General features: G+C 76.1%; 10 protein-coding genes. 3 read left to right on the forward strand and 7 right to left on the reverse strand.

Features of this window, described 5'->3' with window-relative positions; all coding sequences use genetic code 11:
* Nucleotides 1-53 precede the first annotated feature (53 nt).
* Entirely contained in the window at nucleotides 54-863 is an 810-nt protein-coding gene (locus tag ACIQGQ_RS22780; protein ID WP_402398456.1) for a methyltransferase domain-containing protein, read from the forward strand.
* Nucleotides 864-914: 51 nt separating this feature from the next.
* Nucleotides 915-1280 carry a VOC family protein gene (locus ACIQGQ_RS22785; RefSeq protein ID WP_402398457.1) on the forward strand — a complete coding sequence of 122 codons (366 nt, stop codon included), beginning with the start codon at nucleotides 915-917 and terminating at the stop codon, nucleotides 1278-1280.
* A 41-nt stretch (nucleotides 1281-1321) separates the two neighbouring features.
* On the opposite strand, the gene ACIQGQ_RS22790 is transcribed toward ACIQGQ_RS22785, so the two are convergent.
* Nucleotides 1322-3289 carry a DUF5107 domain-containing protein gene (locus ACIQGQ_RS22790; RefSeq protein ID WP_402398458.1) on the reverse strand — a complete coding sequence of 656 codons (1968 nt, stop codon included), beginning with the start codon at nucleotides 3287-3289 and terminating at the stop codon, nucleotides 1322-1324.
* Between the two features lie 233 nt (nucleotides 3290-3522).
* Between ACIQGQ_RS22790 and ACIQGQ_RS22795 the strand changes: the two genes are divergently transcribed.
* Nucleotides 3523-3876 carry a DUF6204 family protein gene (locus tag ACIQGQ_RS22795; protein ID WP_402398459.1) on the forward strand — a complete coding sequence of 118 codons (354 nt, stop codon included), beginning with the start codon at nucleotides 3523-3525 and terminating at the stop codon, nucleotides 3874-3876.
* A 66-nt stretch (nucleotides 3877-3942) separates the two neighbouring features.
* Here the strand turns inward: ACIQGQ_RS22795 and ACIQGQ_RS22800 are convergent, their stop codons facing one another.
* The 6 genes from ACIQGQ_RS22800 to ACIQGQ_RS22825 all read right to left on the reverse strand — a co-directional run bounded on the left by ACIQGQ_RS22800 (nucleotide 3943) and on the right by ACIQGQ_RS22825 (nucleotide 11912).
* Complete coding sequence (locus tag ACIQGQ_RS22800) at nucleotides 3943-5163, reverse strand: metallophosphoesterase (RefSeq protein ID WP_402398460.1); 1221 nt, start codon at nucleotides 5161-5163, stop codon at nucleotides 3943-3945.
* 126 nt (nucleotides 5164-5289) lie between these two features.
* Entirely contained in the window at nucleotides 5290-5907 is a 618-nt protein-coding gene (locus ACIQGQ_RS22805; protein ID WP_402398461.1) for a helix-turn-helix domain-containing protein, read from the reverse strand.
* A gap of 98 nt (nucleotides 5908-6005) precedes the next feature.
* A complete protein-coding gene (locus ACIQGQ_RS22810) occupies nucleotides 6006-7937 on the reverse strand; it encodes an ABC transporter ATP-binding protein (protein WP_402398462.1) in 1932 nt (643 codons plus the stop codon).
* On the reverse strand, nucleotides 7937-8794 hold the full coding sequence (locus ACIQGQ_RS22815; protein ID WP_402398463.1) for an ABC transporter permease: 858 nt from the start codon (nucleotides 8792-8794) through the stop codon (nucleotides 7937-7939). The genes ACIQGQ_RS22810 and ACIQGQ_RS22815 overlap by 1 nt, the downstream gene beginning before the upstream one ends.
* On the reverse strand, nucleotides 8791-9855 hold the full coding sequence (locus tag ACIQGQ_RS22820; protein WP_402398464.1) for an ABC transporter permease: 1065 nt from the start codon (nucleotides 9853-9855) through the stop codon (nucleotides 8791-8793). Before ACIQGQ_RS22820 ends, ACIQGQ_RS22815 begins: the two co-directional genes overlap by 4 nt.
* A complete protein-coding gene (locus ACIQGQ_RS22825; protein WP_402398465.1) occupies nucleotides 9852-11912 on the reverse strand; it encodes an alpha/beta hydrolase family protein in 2061 nt (686 codons plus the stop codon). Before ACIQGQ_RS22825 ends, ACIQGQ_RS22820 begins: the two co-directional genes overlap by 4 nt.
* Nucleotides 11913-12001: the final 89 nt, after the last annotated feature.

The raw sequence follows: 12001 nt of genomic DNA on the forward strand, positions 1-12001 counted from the left end.
GGCCGTCGTGCGCCGGGACACGCCCGCCCACGTTCCGGAAAGGACGTACGGCCATGCCCGAGGAGACCGCCGTCTACACCCACGGCCACCACGAGTCGGTGCTGCGCTCGCACCGCTGGCGCACCGCCGCCAACTCGGCGGCCTATCTGATCGACCGGCTCGCTCCCGGCCTCTCCGTACTGGACGTCGGCTGCGGCCCCGGCACCATCACCGCGGACCTGGCCGCCCTGGTCGCCCCCGGCCGGGTGACCGCCGTGGACACCTCGGCCGAGGTGCTCACCGGGGCGGCCGCGGTGGCGGCCGAACGCGGCCTGGAGAACGTGGAGTTCGCGACCGCCGACGTCCACGGCCTGGACTTCCCCGACGACTCCTTCGACGTCGTCCACGCCCATCAGGTGCTCCAGCACGTGGGCGACCCGGTGCGGGCGCTGCGCGAGATGCGGCGTGTGTGCCGCCCCGGCGGCATCGTCGCGGCCCGCGACAGCGACTACGCGGCGATGAGCTGGTACCCGGAGGCGCCCGGCCTGGACGACTGGCTCGCCCTGTACCGCCGGGTCGCCCGGGGCAACGGCGGCGAGCCGGACGCGGGCCGCCGGCTGCTCTCCTGGGCCCGGCAGGCCGGTTTCACCGACATCACCCCGTCCGCCGGGAACTGGTGCTTCGCCACCCCGGAGAGCCGGGCCTGGTGGAGCGGTCTGTGGGCGGACCGCACGGTCGGCTCCTCGTACGCGGAGCGGGCCGTCACCGGCGGCTTCGCGAGCGCCGGGGAACTGGCGGCGATCGCCGACGCGTGGCGCGCGTGGGGCACCCGGGAGGACGCCTGGTTCATGGTCCCGCACGGCGAGGTGCTCTGCCGGGCCTGACCGGGCCGGAACCGGCCTCACCGGATGACACCTGCAACTACCCTTGGCCGCATGGATATTCAGGGAACCACGCTCCGGATCTGCGTCGACGACCTGGAGGCCGCCACGGCCTTCTACCAGGAGCTCACCGGCAGTCCCGCGCTCCGCTTCGAGCGCGGCGGGGTGTCGGTCGCCGCGATCGGCTGCTTCCTGCTGATGAGCGGCCCGGAGTCGGAGCTGGAGATCCTGCGCAAGGTGACGGCGACGATCGCGGTGAAGGACGTCGACGAGGCGTACGCCGACCTCACCCGGGTCGGCGCCCGCATCCTCGCCGGGCCGGTGCCGACGCCGGTGGGCCGCAACCTGATCGCCGTCCACCCGGACGGCTCGGTCTTCGAGTACGCCGACCGCAACCCGGCGCCCGACGGGGCCCGCTGAGCCCAGCCCCGGGCCGGTCCGACCGGCCCGGGGCTCCGCGTTCAGCCGCCCGGGCGCATCCGGAAGTCGTACGCGTCCGGCAGCGGCTCGTCGGTGATCCGGGCCCACACCTCGCCCAGGATCTCCGCGCCCTCGCGCAGATCGGCGACCTCGAAGCCCGCGTCGAAGACGGCCCGGGCGGCGCCCCGGTCGCCCTCGGCGATCAGCAGCCGGGCCTCCAGCAGCCGGAAGCGGCCGCGGCTTCGGACCTCCGGGGGCAGCGCGTCCCACACGGTCCGGGCCGCCGGGGCGCGCCCGGCCGCCAGCAGCGCCTCGACCGCCTCCCGGCCCAGCGCCGCCGCGGCCGCCGTCCACTCCTCGCCGCCGTCGCGCCGCGCGCCCAGGTCGTCGAAGGCCTCGGCCAGCAGATCCGCCGCCCGCTCCCCCTGCCGCCCGTCCCCGGCGGCGACGGCCAGGCACCGCAGCAGCGGCCAGCGGGACGGGGCCGTCGCCAGCCCGCGCTCCCAGCTGCGCACCGCCTGGGCTCGGTCCCCGGCGTGCCACTGGGCGATGCCCAGGTGGTATTCGGTCAGCGGGTCGGCCGGGGCCGTCTCCAGCATGTCGCGCCAGTGCGGGGAGACCAGGGAGGGCCCCGGCGGGACCGTCCGGTCCGGCTCCGCGAAGGCGCCCCGGTCCAGCAATTCCAGCCAGGGGCGCTGCTGTTCGCCGAGGGTGGACTCGGCGAACGGGGTGCCGGGCAGCTCGTACCCGCCGCGCCGGACCTCCAGCGCGCCCCAGCCGGAACCGGTGGCGAGCGACTCGCCGGGGGCGGTGTCGGCACAGCGCCGCCAGGCGGCGTACGCGGCGTCGACATCGGCGCGCGGCAGCGCCTTCGCGAGCCGTCCCTCGGCCTCGGCACGGGCCGCGGCCCAGTCCTCGCCGTGCACGGTGTCCGGGTCCGCGGAGAGCGGGCCGTACGACTCCAGCCAGCTGAACTCGCCGCCCGGCTCCAGCGGTACGTGCTCCAGCTGGGTGCGGGCGAGCCCGGCCTGGATCTCGGCGTAGCCGACGGTGCCGGGTTCGGTGAGCCACTCCTGCCAGCGGCGGCCGCCCGCACCGCCGCCCCAGACGAACAGCTTCCGGCCGCGCAGCAGGTCGGTCGAGGTCTGGACGAGCCCGTGGCCGTGCTCGTCGAGCGAGGCTATCCAGCGGCGGGCGCCGTCGGGGACCTCGTAGAAGTAGTCGGCGGGGAAGTCGCCGCGCAGCGGGTACGTGCGGTCCACGGAGCCGGAGACCGGGACCGGCACCCGGGTCAGGGAGCGTTCGTACCCGAAGTGCCACGCCTCGTCGGCGGGGGCCAGGACGCGGGTGCGGTCCCCTTCGGGGACGGCGATGTTGGACCACCAGTACACCGGTGCGGTGTGCTCGTGCGGATTGCGGACGCGGACCCCGACGTGCAGGAAGTCGGAGTCCTCGGGGAGCCACAGGTCGACCTGGAACGGCAGGTCGCGCAGGCGCTCCCACTCCCAGAGGCGGACCATCTCGCCGCCGTCCGGCGCGGGGACGCGGGCCGCGTGGACGGGGGCGCAGGAGAGGGTGGTGTGGCCCGTGGCGCCGATGTTCCACTCGATGCCGCCGGAGAACCAGGCGCCGTTGAGCGCGAAGTCGGCGGGTTGGAGGACCGGGTTGGTGTAGAGGAGTTCCCGGCCGGTGGGTTTGTGGTGGAGGGAGTGGATCCGGCCGCCGAGGCCGGGCAGCACGGTGGCGCGCAGCCGGTCGTTCTCGATGACGATCGTGTCGATCGCGGTGGGGGTGCGCTCGCGGCCGTAGCCGTCGAGGACACGCACCGGCAGTACGGTGGTCAGGGGCCGGTAGCCGATCTGGCGGGCCATGTCGCGCGGCAGTGCGGCCCGTTCGCGTTCGTCGATGATGTGCATCTCGTCGAGCGGCCGCAGCGCGGGCAGCGGATTCTCCGGGCCCAGCGGTGCGGCGGGCAGGGTCAGTACGGCACGTCGTACGGTCGTGGCCAAGGCAACCTCGTTCCCTCACGCGGGCCGCCGCGGGTCCGGGCGCCCGATGACCATGGAACACGCTCGGCAATTCCCTGACCAGGGGCGCCGCTGTCAGACTTCGGCAAAAGCGGCCGCCGCCTACGGCGCCCGGAAATTCGGATGCGCCGCGCCCGTACCGCCGTACCCTGGCCCCGACCCCGCCCGCGCCGCGAGCGGCGCGGCACATGCACCGGAACGCGGAGTGGAAGACGATGAGCACGCAGCACACCTACCGAGTAATCGTGCGCGGCACCTGGGACGGGCTGACGGACACGGCGCGGGCCCGGCTGCTCGCCGAGGTCGACGAGCACGGGCTGACCGCGATGCGCTTCACCGAGGAGGGCACGCTCGCCTACGACCGGGTGCTCAAGCACTTCAGCTTCCGCTACGTGGTCGTCTCCGACGCCGAGGACGGCGAGGAGATGGCGGGTGCCATCGCCGAGGACCGCGCGGAGACGTATCTGGACGGGCAGGGGTACGGCCACGGCCCGCTGCGCTCCACGGTGACGGACATGGACACCATGAAGGTCAACCACAAGGGCAGGCGGGCGCCGGGGGCGGCGTGACGGCGGGCCGGGGAGCGGCCGGGCCCGTCCCCGCACGCCCACCGGCGGGCGTGCGGGCTCCCCGGGTCACGGAGCAGGGGTCCCGGAGGGCCGCTGCGGTGAGCGCAGGACCAGCAGGGTGATCTCGCTGGGCGCGAAGACGCGGAACGGCGGGCCCCAGAAACCGGTACCGCGGCTGGTGTAGAGCAGTGTGCGGGCGCCGTGGCGGCTGAGGCCGGCGACGGCCGGCTGGTCGATGCGGACGAGGTGGTGGAAGGGCCAGATCTGGCCGCCGTGGGTGTGGCCCGACAGTTGGAGGTCGATGCCGGCCGCGGCGGCCCGGTCGATGAACTTCGGCTGGTGGGCCAGGAGCAGGACGGGCAGGGCGGGGTCGGCGCCGTCCAGGGCTCCGGCGAGGTGGGCGCGGTGACCGGCCAGGCCGGAGGACTCGGCGGTGACGTCGTCCACCCCGGCGACCACCAGGGTGTCGCCGCCGCGTTCGAGGAGTACGTGGCGGTTGCGCAGCGGCTCCCAGCCCAGCTCGTCCATCAGGTCGACCCAGCCCTGGGCCTCGCTGTAGTACTCGTGGTTGCCGGTGACGTAGACGCGGGCGCGGGTGGCCCGCACGGTGCCGAGCGGGGCGGCCTGGGCGCGGCGGCGGGCGGCGGTGCCGTCCGCGATGTCGCCGGCGTGGCAGACCAGGTCGGCCTCCAGGGTGTTGACCGTCTCGCAGACCCGTTCCGACCAGCGGACGCGGTCGAGCGGCCCGTAGTGGGTGTCGGTGACGAGGACGACGCGGGTGCCGTCCAGTCCCGCCCCCAGGCGCGGGAGCGGTACGTCGATCCGGCGTACCCGTGGCACCCGGCGGGCCTCCGCGTACCCCCAGACGAGCAGTGCGGCGGTCACGCCGAGGACCGCCCAGGTGACGGCGCGGGCCCGGTCCTGCCCGTCGCCCATGTCGGCCGCGCCCAGGGCGGGGTACAGCACGACGCCGAGCAGGACGGACCAGGTGAACAGCACCCAGATCGCCCCGAGAAGGGTGTCCCCGACGATGGCCGCCCGGTCCTGCTGCCGCCCGCCGTGGCCGCGGACCATCGCGAGCGGCATGACGGCCAGCCCGAGGACGAACAGCGCGCTGCCGCCCACCCGCACGAGCGGCGGCCAGTCCTGGCCGGCGTGCAGCAGCACCCAGCAGGGCACGGCCCACAGCAGCACGGGGGCGATCAGAGGGACGTAGCGCATGAGGCGGCGCAGCCGGTTCGCTTCCGCCGCGCCGTCCGTGGGCCGGGCCTCGCTGGTGTCGGTCACGCTTCCCCTCCCTGGAACAACCGGACTGCCGCCGCGCGCACTGTACCCGCTGGGGTGTCCCGGCCGGATCGCGCCCGGACGGCGTCACGGGCCGTACGCCGCCCGGCGGAGGGGCGGACCCATCCGTCAGGAGAGCGGGTAGCCGACGATGCTGTGGGTGGCGGCCGGGCTGTCCTCGGTCGTGTAGTAGTGGCTGACCCGGCCGTCGAAGCGGGCGCTGTCCCCGGCGTGGAGCTCGTGGGGCACCTCGTCGACGACGAGGGTGACCCGGCCCGAGACGACCATGACGTACTCCACGGATCCCGTGCCGTGCGAGCTGATCTGGCTCTGGGCGTGCGGGTGGAGGCGGGAGCGGTAGACCTCGAAGCGGCTGTGGCCGTGCGCGGCGAAGAGGAGGTTGACGGCGCTCTCGCCGTCGGGCTCGTCGATGTCGCCGGCCCGCAGGATCTCCGGTTCGCGCAGCGATCCGCGCAGCAGGTCGGCGGGGTCGGTGCGCAGGACGGCGGCTATGCGGGTGACGACGTCCAGCGTCGGGTTGGCCTCGCCGCGTTCGATCTGGGAGAGCAGCCCCTTGCTGATCCCGGTCTCGGCGGACATCTCGCGCAGGCTCCAGCCCCGGGCGAGACGGCGGCGGTTGAGGTTGACCGACAGCGCGGTCCGGACGACGTCGCCGGTCGCGGGGCGGTTCGTCGCCGGGGTGCGGGCGGGTGCGGCTGCGGGCGGCGGGCCTTCCGGCACTGGCATCGCGGACGTCTCCTTCGGCCGGGCGGCGGTCCCGGTGGGCGGCGCCCCTGCTCCTCCGGCTCGGCGGTGCGGTGGCACGGGCCTGGGCGGGCGTCAGTTTAGGACGGGGACACGGACGGGTCCAAGCCCGGTACGGCGTCCAGCATCCGGCGGGTCCACGGATGACGTGGGTCGTCCAGGACCTCGGACACCGTGCCGCGTTCGACCAGCTCGCCCCGGACCATGACCGCGGCCTCGTCGGCGATCTGGCGCACCACCCCCAGGTCGTGGGTGATGAACAGCACCGCGAACCCTTCGGCGCGCTGCATGTCGGCCAGCAGGTTGAGGAGTTGGGCCTGGACGGACACGTCCAGCGCGGCGACCGCCTCGTCGCAGATCAGCAGCCTGGGCCGGACGGCGAACACGCGGGCCAGGGCGACCCGTTGGCGTTCGCCGCCGGAGAGCGCGGCGGGGCGCCGATCGGCGTAGGAGCGTTCCAGGCCGACCTGGTCGAGCAGCTGCCCGACGAGTTCGGTGCGCCGGGCGCGGCGCGCGGCCGCCGAGTCGCCGGTGATCCGGCCGGCGGCGGTCAGTGCCTCGGCCAGGGTGGCTCCGACGGTGCGCAGCGGGGGCAGCGAGGAGAACGGGTCCTGGAAGACGATCTGCACCTGCGGGGCGAGCCGCGCCCGCTCCGCCCGGGTGGGCAGCCGTCCGGCGGTCAGCGGGACGGGGCCGACGTCCACCCGGCCCTCGTCGAAGGTCTCCAGGCCGGCGGCGATGCGGGCCAGGGTGGTCTTCCCGGAGCCGGACTCCCCGACCAGCGCGGTGATCCGCCCGGCGGGCACGGTCAGGTCCACGTCGCGGACGGCGGGGTCGCCGCCGTCCCGGAAGGTGCGGCGCACTCCGCGTATCCGCAGGGCCGGTACGGCGTCCTCGCCCTCGTCCTCGTCCTCGTCCACGGCGGGGACGGTGCCGGTGGCGGCCGGTACGGGGGACGGCGGGGTGAGGTCGGCGCCGATCCCGGCCAGCCGTACGCAGGCGGAGAGCCGTCCGCCGCTGTCCGGGCGGCCCGGGAGCGGGGGCGGCACCCGGAGCGTGACGGCGGTGGTGCGGCATTCCGGGGCCGCGTGCGGGCAGCGGTCGGCGAAGGGGCAGCCGCCGGTCCGCCGCCCCGGCGGGGGTACGGAGCCGGGGACCGTGGGCAGCCGTTCGTGCCGTACGTGGGCCGAGGGTTCGGCGGCCAGCAGCGCGGCGGTGTACGGGTGGCGGGGGGCGCGGCGCAGGTCGGCCGCCGGGCCCTCCTCCAGGACGGTCCCGGCGTACAGGACGTAGACCCGGTCGCAGGTGGCGAAGGCGACCGAGAGGTCGTGCGTGATGAGCAGCAGCCCCATGCCGCGCCGGTCCAGCAGGCCGCGCAGGAGTTCCAGGACGGCTCGCTGGTTGGCGGCGTCCAGGGCGGTGGTGGGTTCGTCGGCGACGAGGAGTTCCGGGTCGCCGGCGAGGGCGGCGGCGGTGGCGACGCGCTGGCGCATGCCGCCGGAGAGTTCGTGGGGGTAGCGGTCGGCGACGTCCGGCGCGAGGCCGACCTCGGCGAGCCGGCGTACCGTCTCGGCGCGCAGGGCCGCGCGGCGGGCGCGCCGTCCGCGGGCCGCGGCGAGGGCGGGCAGGTCGGCGCGGAGCCCGTCGGCGATCTGCTGTCCGCAGGTGAGCTGCGGGTGGAGCATGGTGAACGGGTCCTGCATGAGCAGGGAGATCCGGCGGCCGCGCAGGGCGTGCCGTTCGGCGCGGGGCAGCTGCCCGACGTCCTGGCCGGCCAGCCGGACGGTGCCGCCGGTGACGGCGACGCCCTCGGGGAGCAGTCCGGCGACGGCGCGCACGGCGAGCGACTTGCCGCTGCCGGACTCGCCGACGACCGCGACGCACTCCCCCGCCGCGACGGTCAGGGCGATCCCGTCGAGGACGGTGGCGGGTCCGGACGCGGCCCCGGTCGTGGCGATCCGCAGGCCGGTGACCTCCAGGAGGGGCGCGGTGGCGGTGTGGTCCTCGGTCATCAGGGCCTCCGGTCGGAGAAGTACTCGAACAGCCGGTCGCCGAGGAGGTTGACCACGACCGCGGAGACGATCACGGCGACGGCCGGTGCCAGGGCGGCCGCCGGGTTGTCGTACAGGAGGGTGCGGTTCTCCGCGAGCATCCGGCCCCAGTCCGGGGCCCCGGGCGGTACGCCCAGGCCGAGGAAGGAGAGCGAGGCCAGGGCGACGATCGCGCCCGCGAAGTTGAGCATCGTGTTGGCCACGACGACCGGGAGCACGGTGGGCCAGATGTGCCGCACCATGATCGTCCGGGCGGGCAGGCCGAGGGTCCGGGCCGCTTCCACGTACGGGCGGTGGCGCTGCTCCAGGACGGCCGACCGGACCAGCCGGATGTCCCCGGGCGAGGTCAGCACGATCAGGACCCCGACCGCGAGCGCGTACCCGCCGCCGCCGATCCCGGCGACGACGATGGTGACGAGCAGGGCGGGCAGGGCCAGCAGCAGGTCGGCCAGGCGGCGTACGGCGGTGTCGGCGGGGCCGCCGAAGTAGCCGCCGGCCAGGCCGAGCAGGTTGCCGATGAGCATGGAGCCGACGGCGACCAGGGCGGCCCCGGCCAGGGTGCTGCGCGCCCCGGCGATCAGCATGTGCCAGATGTCCCGGCCGAGCTCGTCGGTGCCGAGGAGGTGTCCGTCGCCGGGCATGGCGCCGGTGGCCAGCAGGTCCTGCCGGTTCCAGTCGGGGAACAGCCACTGTCCGGCGACGGCGGCGGCGACCAGGAGGGCGGCGGCCACGGCGCAGACGGTGGTGAGCGGGCCGAACAGGCGCCGCCCGGTCCGCTTCGCGGGCGTGGTGGCGACGGTGGCGGAGGGGGTGGTCATGCCGTCACCTCGGCGGGCTCGTCCGGTGCGGTCCGGCCGGGGGCGCGGCGGGGTTGGCCGGTGCGCAGCCGGGGGTCGACCAGGGGGTGGGTGAGGTCGGTGGCGAGGTTCGCGAGGCAGATCAGGGCGGCGAGCAGGAGCGCCTCGGCCTGGACGACGGGGATGTCCTTGAAGGTCACCGACTGGACGAGGAGCTGTCCGAGCCCCGGCAGCGCGAAGACCTGCTCGACCAGCACGGTGCCGGCCAGCAGATACGCGAGGACGAGTCCGATGCCGGTGGTGACCGGCACGGCGGTGCCCCGGAGCACGTACCGGACGAGCACGGTGCGGGTCGGTACGCCGCGGGCCAGGGCGAACGTGACGTGTTCCCGGGCCAGTTCGCGGATGACGGCGGCCCGGACGAGCTTGATCAGTACGGCGGTCACGGCGAGGCCGAGGGTGATGCCGGGCAGCAGCAGATGGAGCAGCCGGTCGGTGCCGCCCGCGCCGGGCCCGTACGCGGGCAGCCAGCCCAGCATCAGGGAGAAGACGTAGATGAGGAGCAGGCCGCCGGCGAAGGCCGGGGTGGACAGGGCGAGGACGCCGAGGCTCTGTACGGCGCGGTCGACGGGCCGCCGGGCGCGCAGCCCGGCCAGCACGCCCAGCGGGAGCCCCAGCAGCAGGGCGACGGCGAAGCCCGCGAACACGAGCTGGCCGGTGAGGGCCAGCCGTTCGCCCAGTGCTGCGGCGACGCTCTCGCCGGTACGGATGGAGGTGCCGAGGTCGCCGCCGAACGCGTCGGTCAGCCAGCGCGCGTACTGCGTGAGGAAGGGCTCGTCCAGGTGGTGGGCGGCCCGGACGGACGCCAGCGCCTCGGGGGTGGCGCTGCGGGTGCCGAGGAGCGTACGGGCGGGGTCGCCGGGGGCGAACCGGAGCAGGGCGAAGACGGCCAGCGAGAGGACGAGCAGCAGCCCGGCGGTGCCCGCGAGCCGCCGCGCGACGTGGCGCAGGGGCAGGGCGTCGCGCAGCCGGGTGTGCCAGGGGGGCGGCGGGGCGGCCGGGGGGAGGCCGGTGTCGGTCACGGGGTGTCCTTCGTGCCGTGGCGGGGCGCCGCCCCGGGGGCGGTGTGCCGGGCGAGCCACTGCTCGGCGCGGGCGGTGGCGTCCAGCAGGTGGGCGGGGTCGGTGAACTCGTGGCCCTCGGCGGGGTAGACGTGGAGCTCGACGGGGGCCCCGGCGCGGCGGGCCAGGGCGCGGTACAGCTCGTGCGCCTGGCCGGGCGGGGTGATCCGGTCGTGCTCGCCGTGCAGGACGAGGACGGGGGTGGCGCCGCCGCCCTCGGCGAAGAGCGGGGAGCGGTCGAGGAGGGCGGTGCGGCCCTCGGGGGTGCGGGCGTCGCCGATGGCGTACGTCTCCTCGTACCCGCCGCCGATGACGGAGGTGTGGGCGAAGCTCAGCCAGTCGGTGGGGGCGGAGACCACGACGGCGGCTTGGAAGGCGCCGGTGCGGGCCGCGGCGAGCGCGGCGAGGAAGCCGCCGTAGCTGTGGCCGAGTACGGCGGTCCGGCCGGGCAGTGCCTCGCCCCCGGCGACCAGGTGGGCGACGCCGCTGAGGACGTCGTCGAGGTCCGTCTCGCCGCAGGCGCCCACGACGGCGCGGGCGTGGTCCAGGCCGTAGCCGCTGCTGCCGCGCGGGTTGGGCAGGAGCACCAGCCATCCGGCGGCGGCCAGGGCGGGTGCCAGGCCGAGTACGTCGGCCGGGGCGTATCCGGCGGACCACTGCCAGGACGGGCCGCCGTGCAGCACCACGGCGAGCGGGCGCGGGCCGGGCTCCGGGGCGGGGGCGTCGAGCAGCAGGCCGTGTACGGGGGTGCCGTCCGGGGCGGTCCAGGCCGTGTCGCGGGTCCGGATCCGGGCGAGGTCGCCGTGGCCCCCGTCCCGGCGGGCGGCGGCCGGGTCCGGGGCGGTGACGGGCCGCCAGGTCCAGGCGTCGGGGCCGGAGGTGGGTGCGACGACGGCCCGGGGCGGTTCGCCGGGGGCCTCGCGCACGGTCGCGGCGGTCCGGCCGTCGGCGCTGAGGCTGAGGGCGGGCTGGGCGCCGGCCCCGCCGAGCACGGCCCGCTCCTGGTGGAGCACGGTGACCCTCCCGGCCCGGATCTCCGCGATCCGGCTTCCGGTGCCGCTCCATCCGGCGGTCAGGAGCCGGTCCTCGTCGTCCGGGCGGAATCCCGTCCAGGTGACGTCGTCGGCGCCGGGTGTTCCCGCGGCCGGGGCGGTGGGGTCGTCGAGGTCGAGGAGGAGCGGGCGGCCCGCGACGATGGAGATGCCCTCGGCGACCGCCGCACGGCGGCCGTCCCGGGCGAGCGCGGGCGCCGCGAGCTGCCCCAGGGGTTCGTGGAGGGTGACGGCCGAACCGTCGGCGAGGTCGATCCGGGCCAGCCGCGCGTGGTAGTAGCCGGCGGGCAGCGGTTCCTCGGAGACGGTGGCCACGGCGGTGCGGCCGCCGCGCCAGGCGGCGTTCCAGACGGTCAGCCCGGCGGGGCCGGCGTCCCGCAGCTCGACGGGCGCGGGCAGTCCGGATCCGTCGGCGGGCCGGAGCGGGGCGTGGAGCAGCCGGCGCCGTCCGGCGTCCGGGTGGTGGGAGACCGGTGCGGGGGCCGGGCCGAGCCGGACCGGCAGCCCCAGGTTCATCCCGTCGCGCTCGGCCCCGTCGTCGGCGGCCAGCAGCAGGATCTCGGTTCCGTCGTCGGAGACGTACAGCTCCTCCACCGCGCCGGGGACGGTGGCGAGTTCGCGGTGTTCGCCGGTCCGGGTGTCCCAGGCGGTCAGCACCGGGGGGCCGGGCCGGACCGGTTCGGTGACCAGCAGGACCGTCCGGGAGTCGGGCAGCCAGCGCGGGGTGTGCCGGGACCGTCCGGCGGGGTCGGACGGGGCGGTGGGCAGCGGGAGTCCGGGGCCGTCGGCCGGTGCGATCAGGACGTCGCTGCCCCAGGGCCCGTAGACGGTGACCGCCACTCCGCGTCCGTCCGGGCCGATCCGGCTGTCCGACGGCACGGTCTGCTCGGACATGGCCGTACGGACACGGCGGACGGCTGCGGCCGGTTCCCCGGCGGTGCCGGGTACCGGGAGGGCGGAGGGCATGGGCGTTCCGTTCGTGCTGCTACGGGCTGGGGGCGGACCGGCGGTTCCGGAGGGGTGCGTACCGGGCGGGCTCGGGGGAATTGAGGGGG

Origin of the sequence: Streptomyces sp. NPDC092952 (genome assembly GCF_044754785.1) — a bacterium.
Classification (GTDB): domain Bacteria; phylum Actinomycetota; class Actinomycetes; order Streptomycetales; family Streptomycetaceae; genus Streptomyces.

Bases quoted from the DNA above. Each gene is read 5' to 3' on its own strand.
- ACIQGQ_RS22815 (WP_402398463.1), bottom strand. From the start codon at position 8,794: ATGACCACCCCCTCCGCCACCGTCGCCACCACGCCCGCGAAGCGGACC.
- ACIQGQ_RS22780 (WP_402398456.1), top strand. From the start codon at position 54: ATGCCCGAGGAGACCGCCGTCTACACCCACGGCCACCACGAGTCGGTG.
- ACIQGQ_RS22825 (WP_402398465.1), bottom strand. From the start codon at position 11,912: ATGCCCTCCGCCCTCCCGGTACCCGGCACCGCCGGGGAACCGGCCGCA.
- ACIQGQ_RS22805 (WP_402398461.1), bottom strand. From the start codon at position 5,907: ATGCCAGTGCCGGAAGGCCCGCCGCCCGCAGCCGCACCCGCCCGCACC.
- ACIQGQ_RS22785 (WP_402398457.1), top strand. From the start codon at position 915: ATGGATATTCAGGGAACCACGCTCCGGATCTGCGTCGACGACCTGGAG.
- ACIQGQ_RS22795 (WP_402398459.1), top strand. From the start codon at position 3,523: ATGAGCACGCAGCACACCTACCGAGTAATCGTGCGCGGCACCTGGGAC.
- ACIQGQ_RS22810 (WP_402398462.1), bottom strand. From the start codon at position 7,937: ATGACCGAGGACCACACCGCCACCGCGCCCCTCCTGGAGGTCACCGGC.